The sequence below is a fragment of the uncultured Caldilinea sp. genome, assembly GCF_937128415.1.
GTDB lineage: Bacteria > Chloroflexota > Anaerolineae > Caldilineales > Caldilineaceae > Caldilinea.
The window spans coordinates 77,501-95,132 of the sequence record NZ_CAKZMJ010000109.1; the positions used below are offsets into that span (position 1 = coordinate 77,501).

Annotated in this window: 10 protein-coding genes (1 of these 10 only partly in view); 5 read left to right on the forward strand and 5 right to left on the reverse strand. The window is 63.8% G+C overall.

Annotation, left to right across the window (positions count from 1 at the left end; genetic code table 11):
* Positions 1-1,338, forward strand: partial view of a nucleotide sugar dehydrogenase gene (locus Q0367_RS20760; RefSeq protein ID WP_297638639.1) — the 3' portion only. The gene continues 66 nt to the left of window position 1, outside the view; 1,338 of the gene's 1,404 nt are visible here — the last part of the coding sequence; its start codon lies off the left edge, out of view; its stop codon occupies positions 1,336-1,338.
* A 39-nt stretch (positions 1,339-1,377) separates the two neighbouring features.
* Here the strand turns inward: Q0367_RS20760 and Q0367_RS20765 are convergent, their stop codons facing one another.
* The gene (locus tag Q0367_RS20765) at positions 1,378-1,554 is read right to left on the reverse strand and encodes a hypothetical protein (protein ID WP_297638636.1); all 177 of its coding nucleotides are present in this window, start codon (positions 1,552-1,554) and stop codon (positions 1,378-1,380) included.
* A 137-nt stretch (positions 1,555-1,691) separates the two neighbouring features.
* On the opposite strand from Q0367_RS20765, the gene Q0367_RS20770 reads away from it, so the two are divergent.
* A complete protein-coding gene (locus Q0367_RS20770) occupies positions 1,692-3,629 on the forward strand; it encodes an acyl-CoA synthetase (protein WP_297638633.1) in 1,938 nt (645 codons plus the stop codon).
* 197 nt (positions 3,630-3,826) lie between these two features.
* On the opposite strand, the gene Q0367_RS20775 is transcribed toward Q0367_RS20770, so the two are convergent.
* The 3 genes from Q0367_RS20775 to Q0367_RS20785 form a co-directional block, all read right to left on the reverse strand.
* On the reverse strand, positions 3,827-6,628 hold the full coding sequence (locus Q0367_RS20775; protein ID WP_298984510.1) for a DUF2339 domain-containing protein: 2,802 nt from the start codon (positions 6,626-6,628) through the stop codon (positions 3,827-3,829).
* Positions 6,629-6,830: 202 nt separating this feature from the next.
* Positions 6,831-9,413 carry an ABC transporter permease gene (locus Q0367_RS20780; protein WP_298984513.1) on the reverse strand — a complete coding sequence of 861 codons (2,583 nt, stop codon included), beginning with the start codon at positions 9,411-9,413 and terminating at the stop codon, positions 6,831-6,833.
* 2 nt (positions 9,414-9,415) lie between these two features.
* Positions 9,416-10,141 (reverse strand): ABC transporter ATP-binding protein, encoded by a 726-nt coding sequence (locus Q0367_RS20785; RefSeq protein ID WP_363325900.1) that lies wholly within the window; start codon positions 10,139-10,141, stop codon positions 9,416-9,418.
* Positions 10,142-10,567: 426 nt separating this feature from the next.
* Here Q0367_RS20785 and Q0367_RS20790 point away from each other — a divergent pair, with 426 nt between their 5' ends.
* The 3 genes from Q0367_RS20790 to pbpC all read left to right on the forward strand — a co-directional run bounded on the left by Q0367_RS20790 (position 10,568) and on the right by pbpC (position 15,874).
* Positions 10,568-11,365 carry an SH3 domain-containing protein gene (locus tag Q0367_RS20790; RefSeq protein ID WP_297638622.1) on the forward strand — a complete coding sequence of 266 codons (798 nt, stop codon included), beginning with the start codon at positions 10,568-10,570 and terminating at the stop codon, positions 11,363-11,365.
* Between the two features lie 159 nt (positions 11,366-11,524).
* On the forward strand, positions 11,525-13,039 hold the full coding sequence (locus tag Q0367_RS20795; protein WP_297638619.1) for a hypothetical protein: 1,515 nt from the start codon (positions 11,525-11,527) through the stop codon (positions 13,037-13,039).
* Between the two features lie 30 nt (positions 13,040-13,069).
* Positions 13,070-15,874 carry a penicillin-binding protein 1C gene (gene pbpC, locus Q0367_RS20800; protein WP_297638615.1) on the forward strand — a complete coding sequence of 935 codons (2,805 nt, stop codon included), beginning with the start codon at positions 13,070-13,072 and terminating at the stop codon, positions 15,872-15,874.
* Between the two features lie 639 nt (positions 15,875-16,513).
* Here pbpC and Q0367_RS20805 read toward each other — a convergent pair.
* On the reverse strand, positions 16,514-17,182 hold the full coding sequence (locus Q0367_RS20805; RefSeq protein WP_298984518.1) for a hypothetical protein: 669 nt from the start codon (positions 17,180-17,182) through the stop codon (positions 16,514-16,516).
* Positions 17,183-17,632: the final 450 nt, after the last annotated feature.

Genomic DNA, 17,632 nt, shown 5'->3' on the forward strand with positions numbered 1-17,632 from the left:
CTGGGGTACGTCGGCCTGCCGCTGGCCGTCGCCTTCGCCGAGGCCGGCTATCGAGTGACCGGCATCGACGTCGACGCGCGCAAGGTGGAGGCGATCCTTCGCGGCGAGTCCTACATCGAAGATGTGCCTTCCGCCCTGCTGGCGACCTTCGTGGCAGAGACAAGCGACGACAAAGCGCCTTCTGTGCAAACGACAGCGCAAAGCGACGCCGTGGGCGCAGCTCCCGCTGCACAGCCGCAGGAGCTCGTCGTCGCGCCGACTCGCCCGCGGGGACGCCTTGCCGCTACGACGGACTTCAGCGTGCTGACCACCTGCGACGCCGTCTCTATCTGCGTGCCCACCCCGCTGAACAAAACGGGCGATCCCGACGTCTCGTACATCGCCAGCGCGGGCGAACAGATCGCCCGGTATCTGCATCCCGGCATGTTGATCGTGCTCGAGTCCACGACCTACCCCGGCACCACCCGAGAGCTGCTGTTGACGCAACTGGAAGCCAACGCCAACGGCTGGCGCGTCGGAGAGGAGTTCTTCCTGGCCTTTTCGCCCGAACGCGTCGATCCCGGCCGCAAGGATTGGACGACGCGCAACACGCCCAAGGTGATCGGCGGGATCACGCCCGCCTGCCTGGAGGTGGCCACTGCCTGCTACGGCGCCGCCATCGAGACGCTGGTGCCCGTCTCCTCGCCCGAAGCCGCCGAAATGACCAAACTCTTTGAAAACACCTTCCGCTCGGTCAACATCGGCCTGGCCAACGAGCTGTTGTTGATGTGCGACAAGCTGGGCCTGGATGCGTGGGAGATCCTCAACGCTGCAGCGACCAAGCCCTTCGGCTTCATGAAATTCACGCCAGGTCCCGGGCTGGGCGGCCACTGCATCCCCATCGACCCGCTCTATCTTTCCTGGAAGATGCGCACGCTGGCGTACACCGCCCGCTTCATCGAGTTGGCGAGCGAAATCAACACCGAGATGCCGCGCTACTGGGTGCAAAAGGTGCAGGATGCGCTCAACGATGCAGGCAAACCGGTTAAAGGCAGCCGCATCCTGGTGCTGGGCGTCGCCTACAAGAAAAACGTGAGCGATCTGCGCGAGTCGCCGGCGTTGGACATCATCCACCTGCTCGAAGAAAAAGGCGCCAGGGTCGACTACCACGATCCCCATGTCCCTTCCTTCCAGTACGACGGCATGGAAATGGTGCGCATCGAAGACCTGGAAACTGCGCTTGCCTCGGCGGACTGCGTGGTGATCGCCACCGATCATGACGCCTACGATTGGCCGATGGTCAAGGCGCGCGCCCAACTGGTGATCGACACGCGGCACGTCCTCGCCGAAAAGGCGTAACGGCCGTCGCCTTCCAGGATGCTTGATAGAGGCCAACAATTAAACCTGGCGATCCGGAGGCGCTGCTCTTCGCTGCGCATTCTCAAATTCTCCATCCTCTCGCAGCCCGTCGAGAATGTGCAGCCAAGAGGCGTTTAGCGTAGCGCCAGGCGATTGCTGCGCAATCGCCGCCGGTTTCAGACCGGCGGCTAACAGCAGAAAGCGGTTTTTCACCATTGCGTTTCACCTCCTGGCGGGTTTCCGCTCCAGCATCCTGAGCCCTATTCGCTCATTTCCCCATCTTCAGGTACAATAGCGCCATCCCACAGACGACTCGACCTGAGCTTCACATTTTGTCAGAAAGGAGACGAACGATGGGCGGATTCGCCACCGTCGCCGACATTGAGGCGTTCGAGGCCGTTCCGTTGGCCGAACGCAACCTGCCGGAGAGCACCTACGCCGCCATCCGACGCACAGCGGAGAGCTATCCAGACGACATCGCCCTGATCTTTTTCCTGCAAGGGACGGCCTATCAACAGTCGGTGCAGTTCACCTATCGGGAATGGCTGGGCAAGCTTCATCAGACCGCCAACATGTTGCACGACCTGGGCCTGCGCCCCGGCGAAACGGTCAGCTATATTCTGCCCAATCTGCCGCAGACCTACTGGACGCTCTACGGCGGCGAAGCGGCGGGGATCGCCAACCCGATCAACCCGTTGCTGGAGCCGGCCGGCCTGGCCGAGATCATGAACGCTGCGCAGACGAAAATCCTGGTCACGCTGGCGCCCTTCCCCAGAACCGACATCTGGGAAAAGGTGGCGTCCATCGCCGACAGCGTGCCGACGTTGCAGACGATCCTTCAGGTAGACATTGCCAACTACCTGCACGGCGTCAAGCGGCTGGCGGTCGGGCTGATGCGCTGGGGCAAGGGCAAGGAGAAGGTGCGCGCACGCGTGCTCGATTTCGACAAGACGCTGGCGCGCTACCCCGCCGACCGCCTTATCAGCGGACGCGTGATCCGTCCGGACGACATCGCCTCCTACTTCCACACCGGCGGCACCACCGGCGCCCCCAAGCTCGCCATGCACACGCACTTCAACGAGGTCTACGACGCCTGGATGGGCACGGTCGCCGTCGACGTGCAGCGCGGGGAGCGCATGTATCTGGGTCTGCCGCTCTTCCATAACTACGGCGCGATCGCCGTCGGCCTGGGGGCGTGGATCGCCTGCGCCACGCTGGTGATGGGGACGCCGCAGGGTTTTCGCGGGGAAGGCGTGATCCCGAACCTGTGGAAAATTATCGATCATTACAAAGTCACCTCGCTGGGCGCGGTGCCGACGCTCTTCAAGGCGCTGCTCAACGTGCCGATCGGCGACGCCGACATTCGCTCGCTTCAGGTGGCGATCTGCGGCTCGGCGCCGTTGCCGGTGGAGCTGGCGCGACAATTCACGGCGCAGACCGGCGTCAACATCCTCGAGGGCTATGGCCTGACCGAGGGCACCTCGGTCTCCTCGGTCAACCCGCGGCGTGGCGAGCCGCGCATCGGTTCGATCGGGCTGCGCTACGCCTACCAGGAGATGCGCACGGCGGAGTTGGACGGCGAACGCCTTGTGCGCTTCTGCGAGCCGAACGAAATCGGCACAGTGATCATCCGCGGCCCCAATGTTTTCCCCGGCTACAAGGACGAATTTCACAACCGAGGAATCTTTATCGACGCCGGCGACGGCAAGGGGCGCTGGCTCAACACCGGCGACCTGGGCTATCAGGATGAGGACGGCTTCTTCTGGTTGACCGGCCGCCAGAAGGAGCTGATCATTCGCGGAGGCCACAACATCGACCCGCGCCAGATCGAGGAGCCGATGCATCGCCATCCCGCAGTGGCGCTGGCGGCGGCGGTCGGTCGCCCTGACCCGCGCGTGGGCGAGCTGCCGGTGGTCTATGTGGAGCTGAAACCCGGCGCCACCGCCACGCCAGAGGAGCTGCTCGCCTTCGCGCGCGAGAACATCGCCGAACAGGCGGCGGTGCCCAAGCAGATCCGCATCATCGAGCACATGCCGCTCACTGCAGTGGGCAAGATCGCCAAATTGCCGCTCACCTTCGAGCAGGTCGCCGATGTCGTCAACGGGGAGCTGGAGCAGATTCAGGAGATTGCGCAGAAGTCGGTGGAGGTGATCAGCGACCGCCGCTTAGGGCTGCTGGCGATCGTGAAGGTCACTGCGATGCCCGGCGCAGACAAGAAAGCCCTGGAGCAGCGCATCCGTCAGGCGCTCGGCCAGTATCACTTCCGCGTCGACTTGCAGATGGCGGGTTGACGCGTCGCGCCGGAGGCAAGAACTTACGTGGACGACGTAGTTCGGCCTCCGGCCGGACGTTTGCATGTCGATACTGCGTTCTGCACTCTAGCAAGCAGAGTTCAAAAACCGTTCAAGAGCAAAACCGAAGGCGCCGGTCAAATGGCGTCTGTCAAATTCTCTGAGCAAAAGAGCCAGCGTCGTAAAAGCAATCTGGCCTACGAGGGGAGTGGAGGGTGCATTTCCTGCGTCTCTGAGTCATTCGCTTCCCGCCGAGGCGGCGCAGGCGCGAGGAAAGCGATCAACAGGATCAGCGCGCCGACGCCGATAAACGAGACGATGCGCGCCGCCGCCCCCACGTTGGCGAGATCGACCACAAACAGCTTCACCACCGTCAGGCCCAGGACTGCGGCGCCGGCGAACCACGCCGAGCGAGAACGGCGACGGCTGCCCCACACCATCAGCCCCAACGCCGTAACGCTCCAAAGCACGGCCAGCAACGTCTGATAGAGGGCGGACGCATACAGCCCATCCCACGTGAGCGGCGTCCCCAACAGGTGATGCACGCTGCGCGCCAGTTCGGCGCTCATGCAGAAGATCGCCAGCGTCCACCAGGCCCAGCGCGCACTCCACATCCATCGCCTCCACAACGCATTCGCATCGTCGCGCGCCACAAAGAGCCAAAAGAGCACGGCCGCCAGCAACGCTGCGCTGGTCAGCGCAAGCAAGTTAAGCAGCGGGATGAACGGCAGCCAGCGCACTCCTCCGTCGAGCGTCAGGTTCGCCCACAGCAGCAGCAAGCTTCCGACAGCCGCCACCGGCCCCAGCCCCCACAGGCGGTAAATTCTCTCGTGCAAACGAATTGGGACAGGCAGGCGCGCAACGAACGCCGTTGCGCCGGCGATCAAAAGGGCGAGCGCTCCCAACACAGCCGAGAGGGCGACGGTCTCCCCGGCGCCGACCTGATACAGCAGCCCGTTGACCCCGGCGGCGACAAGATAGGCGATCAGCCAGACGCCTGTAGCATGGTGGAAGGTCAGCCCGGGCCGACCCTGGTTGAGGCGCAACAGCCCAAAGTGAGCGACCAGCGCCAGCGGCCACGCCAGCCACGCAGCGCCCTGCAGCGGCGAATCGATCTCATACGGATGCAGGAAGGCGAGCAGCAAAAGGGCAGGCGACAGCGCCCATCCCGGCCTCTCCAGCCAGGAGAAAGTCAGCCGCCGCCCCACCAGCGCCATTGCGAGTGTAGAAAGGGCCAGGAACAGCGCCGCTGTGCTGATGACAAAGCCATCCGGCGCCATCGTGACCTCAACCAGGCCGCCGCCATACCACCAGCCAAGCCCCCAGACAAATGCGAGCGCCGCCAACGTCTTCCACAGAGTGAAATTGTCTGAGCGAAACGGCTCCTGCGTCAGGAAGCGGCTCGACGCCAGCCCGGCCAGCCCCACCATCGCCCAGCCAAGCGTGAAGTCGTTGAGGAAAAGCGCCTGTCCGTTCAGAGGCGTGAACAGGCGCTCCAGCATTTCGGCTGTTTTGGGCAAAAATGCAACGCCGGCGGCGAGCTGCGTCAACAAGCCCCACGACGCCAGCCAACGCACGGAGCGTCGCTGCGCCAGCCAGACCCACATTGCGCCCGCCACCGCCCAGAGAGGGGCTGTAATCTGCGCCTCGAAGAAGCCGGGAACTGCGACCGTCAGCATGAAGAGCGCCCAAAAGAGGCTCAGCTGCCGGTGCAGCGCCAGCTTCTCTTCGTTGCGACGCAGCAGCGCCGCAAACAACGCCAGATGAACTGCGCCGCCCGCCGCCAGGCTATAGCCGGCCCCCCGGTCAAACGCCTGCACCAGGCTGAGCTGCCAGATCAGCGCCAGGAGCGGATTGAGCACGGCGATGGCGAGGTCGCCGATTCGCCGCTGCGCTGCATTGCGCTGCGCAAAAAGCAGGCCGGCTGCAGCGAACAGCCCAAAGAAGAGGATCACAAAACCTTGCAACCCCAGGTAATCTCCGTCGGTCGGGGTGAAGCGCAGCGTCTCGGGATTGCCCGCAGTATAGATCGCGCCGACGCCGTGCGTGAAAAGCAGGGCCAGGATCACCAACCCCTGCCAGCCCTTGCGCGCGGCCAGCCCAAGCGCCGTCAGCGCCAGCACGAGGTAGTAACCGAACAGCCCGATGTAGCTTCCGCCTTCTCCGGCCACGAGCAGCGGCGCTGCGAATGCGCCGATCAGCGCGGCGTAGGCCAGGATGCGCGCGTTCTGCCACAGCGAAAGCGCTACGCCGATCGCACTGAACATCACGAACAAGCCAAACGCCAATGCGGCCGGCAACAATCCATAGAACTGATATGCCGAAAAGGCCGTGAGATAGAGGACGGCCAGACCGCCCCCTTGCAGCGCCAGCCCATAGGCCGGCCTGCGGCTGCGCACGGCAAATCCAATGCCACTCAACAGCGCGCCCCCTGCGGCTGCAGCAAAGTGGCGCATCTCCACCGACAGCCAGCCCTGATCGATCGCATAGCGCAGCAAGAGCGCTACGCCGATAAAGAGCACCACCAGCCCGATCTGCACCAGCAGATGCATGCGCAAGAACCAGTCGATCAGCGGCGGCTTTCGCAAGGCAGAGCCGGGGCGAGAGCGTTCTGCGGCCTCTTCGTCGGCATCCACAACAGCAGGAGCGATTGGGACTGCCGGCGGCAGCGTCGCCGGCGGCTCGATGAACGGCGCAGCGAAAGGCGTCGATGGCTGGGGCGGAGCCGGTTCCGCCGTTGACCGCTCACCCAAGGGCGTCAGACCGGATTCAACGGCCTCGGAGCGCGCTCGCACTCCCTGCGGCGCAATCCCCATGGCCCCGCTCGACGGCGCCCAAGAAGAGCGCTCCAGCTGATTCAGCCGATCTTCGAGCTGAATTAGTCGCTCCTGCAGCCGCGCCGTGCGCCGATGAAGCAGCCACAGCCCCAGGGGCGCTGCAATGAGCAACAGGCTCGCCAGACACAGCGCAGCAAGCAACGCCTGGATAAAAAGATCCATGCCTCTCTCCTCTTGCGATATGGGATTGCTCTCGATACGGGATTCCAACGGCGTCCGTGCAAGCTGCAACCCCTGGCCTGAGCCGTCAGAACTTTCTCAAACGCCGAATTCCACAGGCATCATAGAGGAGAACATGGTGCAGATCAACTGTCAGTTTGGTGACAATCGATGTTGCATCGAATGTTGCAGGGGATGGAGGGGCTCACTCCATACGCACGGCGATGGCCGGCGGCGTGTTCCCAATTTTCCAGGCCGGATAGAGGCCCGCCAGCAGTGCGGCGACGAACGCCACCAGAAACGCCTGCACGAACTCCATCGGGTCGAGCAGCATTTCAAGCGTCCAGCCGAACGAGCGCAGGTTGATGATGTAGATCAACACTACGGCGAGCAAATAGCCGGTCGGCATCGCCAACAGGCCGGCCACGGCGCCGACCAGCCCGGTCTCCAGCAGCGAGAGTCGCCACAGTTGCCAGCGCGTCATGCCGGTTGCGCGCAGCACGCCGATCTCGCGCACGCGCTCGAATTGCAGGCTCATCAACGTGCTGAGAATGCCGATAAAGGCCACGATCGTCGCCAGCAACTGCAACGCCACGGTGATGGTGAAGGTGCGGTCGAAGACTTCCAGCGCGTTATCGCGCGTGCCGCGATTGGAGCGCACCAGCAGTTCCTGCTCGCCTGCGAGAGCGGAGCGAATTTCCTGCACCTTGGCATCGACGTCCACGCCCGGCGCCACAAAAAGCGCAATCGCCGAAAGGCGATCGTCGTCGTACCAGCGGCGATAGACGCCGTCGTCCATAAAAACGACCGGCCGCACATCGAAGTCAACGGTCACGCCGACGATCGGAAACGCCTCTTCCCCGCGGTCGGTCTGAAGACGCACCCGGTCGCCCACGCGCAGGTCGAAGCGATTGGCCATCGGCTCGTTGATGACGACGCCGCCCTGTCGCACGGCGTCCCAGGTCTGGCGCCAGTCGCCGATGGCGCTGCGGTAGCGCCGCTGGGGGCCGGAAAGGTCTCTGCTGAGCGCCACCAGTCGGATCGGGACGATCTGCTCTCCCACGACGCCCACGACATCCACCCCGCGCGTGGTGGCCGCATCGACGACGCCTGGAAAGGCGGCCATGCGTTCGAGCAGCGCCGGGTCGAGCGCCATATCCGCGCGACTGGAGTTGAGCGTCGGCGGCGAAATGAAGATGTCCGCCTGCAGCACGTCGTCGAGCCAGAGCACGACCGTCTGACGGAAGCTGCCGATCATCACGCCCACGCCGATGATGACGCTGACGGCGATCATCAGCGCAGCCACGGCTACGGCGATGCGGCTGAGCGAACGCATCACCGTGCGCGGGGCCATGCGCAAAAGCACCCCGCGGCCCCGGACCATGCGCGCTGCGCCTTGCATCAGCAGAAGCGTGAGCGCAGGCGTCAGCAGCGCCATCCCGATCACGCTCAGGAAAAGACCGGCGAAGGTGACGACCAGGCTCCACTCCGGAAGCATCAGCCCTGCGCCCGCAAGCATGGCGACGACGCCCGCCAGCGACAGCCAGGGAATCGCCCGCCGCGTGCGCTCCTCGACGTTGCTGCGCATGAACGCGCCGGCCGGCGGCACGCTCGTCGCTTCCCAGGCGGGGAAGGCCGCACCGATGAGCGCAGCCGCCAGCCCCAACAGCGCACCTTTGACGAGCGTGGAGGCGGGAATTTCCACCTCGCGCACGGCGACGACAAAAAAGAGGTCGTTGACCGTCTGCGTGACGAGTTGCACTGCGCCGCGGCCGAGCAACACGCCCAGCCCTAACCCCAACAGCACGCCCAAGGCGCCCAGCAGAAGCGCCTCCAGCAGAATCATCAGAAAGATTTCGTGGCGCGTCATGCCCAGCGCGCGCACGCTGCCGAGCACCGGCCGGCGCTGCACGACGCTGAAGGAGACGGTGTTGTAAATCAGAAAACCGCCGACGACCAGCGCCAGCAAGCTGAGCGCCGCCAGGTTGAGCTGAAACGCAGCGGTCATTTCACTCACCGCGCCGGTGCGCGCCGCCGTCGGGTCGATGCGCGCGCCTGGCGGCAAAACTGCGGCGATGCGCTGCAAAAGCGCCTCCCCTTCCTCGCCAGGGGGAAGGATCAGGTCGATGCGGTCGATGCGGCCAACCTTGTCGAGGACCTCCTGCGCAGTGGCGATGTCGGTCGCCAGCAGGCCATCGAGCGCGCGTCGGCTGAGGTCATCCGATGGCGCCAGCAGCCCCACGATCGTCAGATCGAAGCGGTGGGCGCCGTGACGCACTGTGATGGCGTCGCCGACGGAAAGCCCGTAGCGTCCGGCGACTTCGGCGCTGAGCAACACTGTGTTCGGCTGCACCATCAGCTCGCTCAGGTAGTCTGCGGCCGGCCCTTGCGCCTGGTCGCCAGGGCCGAGATAGCTGCGGAAGGGCGCTTCGGCGAAAGGATCGACGCCGAGCAGACGCATCGGCTGACCGTCTAACTCCTCGGCGACGACGTAACTTTCCACCACCGGCGCGCTCAGCCGGTAGCGCGCATCGATGCGCACGCGGGCGTAGACCGACTCATCCAGCCCACGAGGGCCGCCGGTGATCTGGTGCGTCGCTTTGCCCGTCACCGTCTCGGCGCCGAGCTGAAAGGCGCGATCGGCGGAGCCGTTGGCCAGATCGATGGCGACGATCATCGCCACGCCGATGGCGACGCCCGCGATCAGGAAAAAACTTTGCAGCGGCCGGCGCCATGCATGACGCCACGCCTGCCGAAAGATTGGCCGAAAGCGATGGATTGTTTGCAAACTTACGCCTCCCCCTCATGCAGCCGTCGCCAGACCTGGTCGCTCACCAACTTGCCGTGATCGAGATGCAGGACGCGGTCGGCGCGGCGGGCGACTTCCGGCGCATGCGTGGCCATAAAGAGCGTCTTGCCGGCGTCGCGCGTCAGCTCCAGCAGCAAGGAAAGCACCGTCTCGCCGGTGTCTTCATCGAGGTTGCCCGTCGGCTCATCCGCCAGAATCAGCAGAGGGTCATGCGCCAGCGCGCGGGCGATGGCGACGCGCTGTTGCTCGCCGCCGCTCAGCTTGTCCGGGAAGGTCTCCAGCCGGTCGCCGAGCCCGACGCGTTCGAGCAGCGCACGGGCGCGCGCCTGCGCCTGGCGCTGCGCCCAGCCGTTCAGCTCCAGCGGCAACGTCACATTTTCGAGCACGGTCAACGTCGGAATCAGATTGAAAAATTGAAAGACAATGCCAATGTGACGGCGGCGAAACAGGGTGCGCTCCTGTTCGCTGAGCGCCGTCAGCCGCACCGGCCTGGCGTCTGTGTAGACAACGACATCCCCGCGCGTCGGCGCGTCGATGCCGGAGATCAGGTTGAGCAGCGTGCTCTTTCCGCTGCCCGACTTCCCCAGCAGACAGACGAACTCGCCTTCGTAGAATTCGCGGTTCAACTCGTCGAGGACGGTGCGGCGCACCTCCCCTTCTGTGTAAATTTTGGTCAGCCCTTCAAGCCGGATGATCGGTGGCCGCACACCCGCACCGTTGGCTTCGTTGTTGAGCGAATTTGCCCCCTTTTCCAGGGGGCCCTCCGCCTGCAGCTTTGTTGTTTGAACGATCGCCGTCACGTCTCTCCGCTCCTTGTGCAAAGAATTTGCTCTATTTTGCACAAAAGCTGTGCGAAAATATGTCGGATTTCCGACAAAGCCTCCTGGTTTGGGTGATAAGGGCCATTTATGGAATAATGAAGATGTTTTGCCCGGAACCATCCGGCGTAGACGCTTCGCTCGAGGCCGGGCGGTTCTCGCAGAACATTCCCAAACAGACGCACCGGCGCTTTCTGTCGCTTGCGCGTCGACGTCGCCGAAAGCGCCGGTGAAAAAGGGCGACGTCAATCCAATTGTTTTTTGTAGGAGAAGGTTGTTATGGTAAATCGAAAATTCACATGGATTGCAGTTTTGATGGCGGTTTCCATTATGATGGCAGGCTGCCAGCCGATGACGGCGGAGCAGATGGCGAGCGCGCTGGCCGGTCAGCTGGCGACGCTGCAAACGCCTGTGGCCGAAAACGCAGCGACGCCGACCGTCGAGCCTGTGCAGGAAACAGGCGCCGTCGCCACTGTGACAGCCAGGTCGCTGCGCGTGCGCGCCCTGCCGAGCCTGCAGGCTGAAGTGATCGCCGGCGTTCGTCAGGGGGAGCAATATCCGGTGATCGGACGCAGCAGCGATGGCCTGTGGTTGGAGCTGGCGATCCCGCGCGCACCGCAAGGGCGCGGCTGGGTCTCCGCCAACTTTGTCACGGTCTCGGGTTCAATCGTCGATGTCCGGGTCGTGACTCCGCCGGTGATTCCGACGCCGACGCCCGCCCCGGTCGTCGCCACAGAGGAGGCCGTCGAGGAGCCTGCAACACCGGAAGCGACGCCCACCCCTGCTGAGGAGCCGACCGCAGAGGCGACGCCTGCTCCCACAGAAGAGCCTGTGGAGGAAGCGACGCCCACTGCGCTGCCCGAAGAAGAGACGAGCGCCGTCGTTGCGCCCGAACCGGGCTTCGCCCTGGTGATCGCCGAGGGGGCGCGCTTGCGCGTGCGCGCCGAGCCGAGCACCGAGGCCGCAATCGTCGGTTGGCTGCAACCCGGCGAGATCATCGCGGTGGAAGAGATCTCCGAAGATGGTCTCTGGGTGCGCGTGCCCGGCGTGCCCGGCACGCAGAACCTGACCGGCGGCTGGGTGCTCGCCGAGTTTTTGCTGCTGGGCCAGTAGTCCGGCCAGAGGGAGGTCACGCCTCCGGCGCGACAGGGCGCCGGCGCGGTGCGGTTGTCCGCCGGGGGCGTCCGGCCAGAGGCCGAACCCATCTTCAAATTGCGTTCGTTTACGCATGAAGCGTCACCCAATCGTTTCAGGTTAAAGTTACTAAACTCGTTGACGACGCGCACTTTTCCGACCCTAATCGACCGCTCGCAGCTCTTGGCGGCGGCGTTGCACGGCGTAGCGCTGGCGCTGTTGGGGCTTCATCTCTATGTCCGCACGCTGCCACCGACGCCCGATCCGATTCCGGCGCCTGACAGCGCCGAAGCCGCATGGTGGGGATTGTGGCCCGTCACCTACCTGCCGACGTGGGCGGTTGCGGTCGGCGCAGCGGCTGTTTTGGGCGCCATCGTCCTTTACTGGCTACGCGCCTTCCCCAAGGGGCTGGCTCGCCTGCGCTTTGGCCACCCGCCTCTTTGGCCGACGCTCTGGCTGATTTCGGCGGCGCTGACCCTTGCGTTTTTTTTGTTCCCGATTGCGCACACACGCTGGGGCGACGCCTTTATCCTGGCCAAAGGCATCGCCTTTCCCGATCCGGCGTTGCGGTTGACGCGCTCCTGGCAGGCGCCGCTCGACGTGGCGCTGCACGCCGAGCTTTGGCGGTGGCTGCATGAACCGTTCGGCTGGAAAGACGCAACGCCGGTCTATCGGCTGCTCAGCCCGCTCGCCGGCGCGCTCTATCTGCTGGTGACGCTGGCGCTGTGTCGGCTCCCCCTGTTGAGGCCGGCGTGGCTGCCCTATGCGTTGCTGACGACGCTCGGCCTCATGCAGCTCTTTTTCGGCTACATTGAAAATTACAGCTTTGCAGCCGTAGGCGTGTTGGCCTATCTCTGGCTGGGACTGGCCGTCATCGAAGGTCGGCGGCCGCTCTGGCTGGCGGCGACCGTGCTTGCGTTCACCCACGCCACGCATCCCAGCACCCTCGTGCTGGCGCCGAGCCTGCTCTATCTCGGCGCGTTGCAGGGGCGCGCAGCTCTGGCCGGGGGAAACCAAAGGCTCGCCTCCGTCGTTGTACAGATTGCGCTGCCAATGCTGTTGGTGGGCGGCGCAACCTTTTTATTCATGGAGGCGAGCGGCCACGGCCTCGCTGCGCTGTTGGGCGACGACCGACCGGGCGGCGGCGATGGACGTTGGTTCGTCCCGTTGTTCGAGACGACGACGCGGTGGGAGCATTACACGCTGTTTAGTTGGCCGCACCTGCGCGACCTGCTCAACAATCAGTTGCTTGTGGCGCCGGTCGTGCCGCCGTCGCTGGCCGTAGTTGGGATTGCATGGATGGCGAAGAAATTCAGACGGAACGCCGCTAAAGACCGAAGCGCACAGCCTCGGTGCGCTTCTCATGAGCCTACTGCTCTCTTCTTCTCGCCATCGCTGCGCTTCCTGCTCATCGCCGCCGCGTTCCAGTTGCTCTTTATCGCGGTGTGGAACCCGGACTACGGCGGCCAGCGCGACTGGGATCTCTTCAGCCTGGCCTGGCTGTCGCCCACGTTGTTGCTGGCGCTGCTGCTGCCGAGAACGTTGCACGGTCGGTCGTTGATAGGCGGCGTAGCGCCGCTGCTGCTGCTGCAGGCGTGGCATACGCTCGCCTGGATTTACCAGAACACACTGCCCTGGCAATGGCCTCGTTGACGAAGGGCGAGTCGCGGGGAACGAAACACTATGTATGAGCTGCAACCGGTTCAACCCAGACGTTCGAGAACCAGCCGCAATGCGGCCGCACAGCCGCAGAATCGCTTCTGGCAGGGTTTCGGCATGGGCGTAGTGTCCTTTGTGCTGCTGGCTGCGCTGACGCTCGGCGGCCTGCTGATCGGCTACGCCCTCATGGCGCGCGATCTGCCTTCGCCCGCAGAGCTGCGCCAGCGCGCCAGCGCCTTCCAGAGCACGCGCATCTACGATCGCGAAGGTAACCTCCTCAATGAAACCTTCGACCCCAACGCCGGTCGCCGCGTCGAAGTGCCGTTGCACGCCATTTCGCCCTACGTCATTCAGGCCACCATCGCCACCGAGGACGCCAACTTCTACAACCATCCCGGCGTCGATCCCGTGGCGCTGCTTCGCGCCGTCTATTACGCCTTCCAGGAAGGCGATGTCGTCGCCGGCGGCTCGACGATCACCCAGCAACTGGTCAAACGCGTGTTGCTCTCGCCGGAGCGCACCGTCACCCGCAAGATCAAGGAGGCGATCCTGGCCGCCGAAATCACGCGGCGCTATGACAAAGACGAAATTCTCGAGCTTTATCTCAACGAGGTCTACTACGGCAACCTCGCCTACGGCATCGACGCCGCGGCGGAAACCTACTTCGGCAAGGACGCCGCCGACCTGACGCTGGCCGAGGCTGCGCTGCTGGCGGGACTGCCGCAGCTTCCGGCCTACTACGATCCCTACACGCACCCGGATCGCGCCAAAAATCGTCAGGGGGTGGTGCTGAGGCTGATGGTGGAGGCGGGCTATATCACGCCGGAGGAGGCGGACGCCGCCTGGATGGAGCCGCTCGTCTATGAGCCGCTGCGGTTTGAACTCAAGGCGCCGCACTTCACGCTGTACGTGCGCCAGCAGCTGGAGCAGATTTTCGGCCCGGAGGCGCTTTACCAGGCCGGCTACAACGTCTACACCACGCTCGACCCGCGCTTGCAGGCCGAAGCCGAGCGCATCGTGCGCGAACAGGTCAGCCTGCTCGCCGACCGCAACGTCTCCAACGGCGCGCTGGTGGCCATGCGCCCACAGACGGGCGAGGTCGTGGCGCTCGTCGGCAGCGCCGATTTCAACGATGTGGAGATCGACGGCCAGGTGAACATGGCGCTTGCCCCGCGCCAGCCCGGCAGCGCCACCAAGCCCTTCGTCTACCTTGCCACCTTCGACATGCCGGACAGGCCGCAGGAGGAGCAATGGACGCCCGGCACGCTGGTCGCCGACATCACCACCGCCTTCCCGGACGGCGCCAACCCACCCTACGTGCCGCGCAACTACGACGGCAAGGAGATGGGGCTGATCACCGTGCGCACTGCCCTGGCGACCAGTCGCAACATCCCCGCCGTGGCCGCACTGCAAGAGGCGACCTTGCCCGTCTATCTCGAGCTGATGCGGCGCTTTGGCGTCACCACGTTGACGCGGCCCGACTACGGCCTGAGCCTCTCGCTGGGCGCCGGCGAGATTCCTCTGCTCGAGCTGACCGACGCCTACGCCGCCCTCGCCAACGGCGGGCAGCGCATTCCGCCGGTGACGATCCTGAAGATCACCGACGCCCAGGGCGCCGTCGTCTGTGAGCAGGGAACCTCGCGCCCCTGTCAGCCCGGCGTAGAGGCTGCACAACAGGTGGTCAGCCCGGTGGATGCCTTCCTGATCACCGACATCCTCAGCGACAACGAGGCGCGCGCGCCGGTCTTCGGCCTCAGCTCGGTGTTGCGGCTCGATCGACCGGCGGCGGTCAAGACCGGCACCACCAACGACTTCCGCGACAACTTGACCGTCGGCTACACGCCGCAGCTCGTGACCGGCGTTTGGGTGGGCAACGCCGACAACTCTCCCATGCTCAACATCTCCGGCGTGGCGGGCGCCGGGCCGATCTGGAACGAGTTCATGCGCGTTGCGCACGCCGGCGAACCTGCGCTGCCTTTTACGCCGCCTCCCGGCGTGCGCCAGTTCGAGGTCTGCGCCGACACCGGAACCGAACCCAGCGACGCCTGTCCGGAGCGACGCGTGCATTGGTTCGCCGAAGATCGTCCGCCGCTGTCGAAAGAACACGACCTCTGGCGGCGCATCCGCATGGTGCGTGGAACCGACCAGCTCGCCAATGAATTCACCCCGCCCGACCAGATCGAGGAGCGCGTCTTCAAGGTCTATCCGCTGGAGCATCGCGAGTGGGCGATCCGCCACGGCATCGAGCAGCCGCCCATCGAAGCGCTCGTTGCGCCGCCGACGCCCGCGCCAGGGGAACTGCAGCTTTTCATCAGCAGCCCCACCGAAGGCGCAACCGTGCGCGGGGTTGTGCCCATTTTCGGCAGCGCGTCGATGCCGGGCTTCGCCAGCTACGAGCTGCAATACGGGATCACGCACGATCCGGGCGCCTTCAGCCTGCCTTTCAGCGGACCGTTCGGCGCGCCGGTGCTGAACGGCCAACTGGGGACGTGGGACACGACCGGCCTGGGCAACGGCCCCCATACGCTGCGTCTGCTCATGCGCGCCAGCAACGGCGTCCAGTACGAGACGCGCGTGCGCGTCTTCGTCGACAATGCGCCGCCGACCGAAACGCCGACGCCCACCTACACTGCGGAACCGCCGACGCCTACCTGGACGCCGGAAGCGCCCACGCCGACGGACACCCCCTGGCCCACCGACACGCCGTGGCCGACCGACACGCCGGTCGTTCCGACCGATACGCCTTGGCCAACGGATACACCGACGCCCGCGCTAGAGGAGCCGCCCTTCGAGCCGACGCCCACCTGGACGCCGGAAACAAACGGGTGAGGCGTCCACGCCATCATCGTTTTTGACGGGCGTTGTACGCTTGAGACGTTGTACACTTGGCCCTTTTACAGGAATTGATGGCCCTTTACAGGGATTGATGGAATGGAACAAATTATCCTGGCAATCGTAGGCGCAGCCGCCCTTCCTTGAATGCCTCCAAGAGCTTGCAATCTGCCACAGACGTGCGGCTGGGAGCCGCACCTACCCTCATTCAGACGGCCGCACCGCCTGGGGAGGGCGCCACAGCTGCTATGGGGAACATCGAGGTTATTGAGAGGAAGCGAGGCCTCGACGACGTTGAATCGTTACACCTCATTTTACAAGTGCTATATAGTCCGAAGATCCTAAAACCTTAAAAAATGCTCAACTGATTCGTCATCGTCGCGTTCCTAACACATAAAATGAGATGCCCAATACACTCGCTGCCGCCAGACCGAACAAAGCGCGAGAGAGATTCAACTCTCCATCTAATAAACTAGCACCTATAAATGTGACTATGAACACTGCAGCTGCTCCGATTATTGCGCTTTTCACCGGATGCGATCGAGCAGTTTTATAACAGTAGTCATACACTACTGCAAACGCAAACACTAGAAGCAGATATGCAATAGCTCGCCCTATCCATGCATCCATAAGCAGTTACCAAGGATGGATAGGATCCAAGATATCCCAAAGCAGCTGGGCGGTCGCCGCTATAGGACCTATAACAGGGGAAGGCACAAGACCAACAACAGACGTTGTCCTGGCAACCCAAAGATCTACGCTGGATGCCTTTCCTCGATGATATTGATGCTCCACCCAAACGACTCCCGCCAGAGCAGTGGTATATTGAGTTGCCTTCCCATACGTAAAGCCGGCGGCGCCGCCGATAGTCGTCACAGGCGTGCTCCAAAAGGCGGCTTCGGAAGTGTAGGCGTAGCCCACCGCCATCAGGTCGATGCCGATCGCCACGCAATCCCACGTGTTGCAGGGAATGTCGTTGAGCATCTGGCTCCCGCTGGCGGCGGTCGCCCAGCGTTCGCCGGAGGCGCCCTGCAAGCGATACATCCCGTACTCGGACGGCCAGCCATGCAACGCAGCATCCGCCCAACGCCCGCCGAAGCGCATAAACTCGGCTTCAGGCACGAGGTGGCTGTATCCCATGTCAATCAGGATGCGTCCTTCGCTCGTGCGCACAAACGAACCGGAGATCGAGGTCTGGTAATCCGGCAACGTGGCGGTGATGCGGTCGCCGTCCTGGGCGGCGCGCAGGATGTCGTACCAGCCGGAGTTGCCAGCGTAGGGGCCGCCTTCGCCGAAGAGCGCCATGATGGATTGGTTATTCCCTTCTTTTAACCATTCGTCGCCATTGATCGGGAACGATAACGGCCTGCGCTTCATCTGCGCCGCGAAGCGCAGCGGAGCGGCGTCAGGTGGAAGCGCTTGTTATGCTGCCGTCCCATTGATTTACGACGCACGCCCCTTCTACTGCCCATTGTAGGTGCTAGCCGATGTCAACTCGGTCGAATCTCCTTTTCCAATAGAATCACGGAACAGGGAGCGGAAAATAGTGCAGAAGTGTGAACGCTATCTCCTGTGCAAAGATTATCACCCAAACAATTATCAATATCCGACGAATCCACGTCACTGCCTTGCCGCCGCTTTCAGAACTATAATATGAGCGATTCATCTCGATTAACTTAGTGGTCTTCTCGCTAAATATTTGATATATTGCATTCATGACTAATGCTGAAACCGCCCATCAAAGGAAGCTGTTCC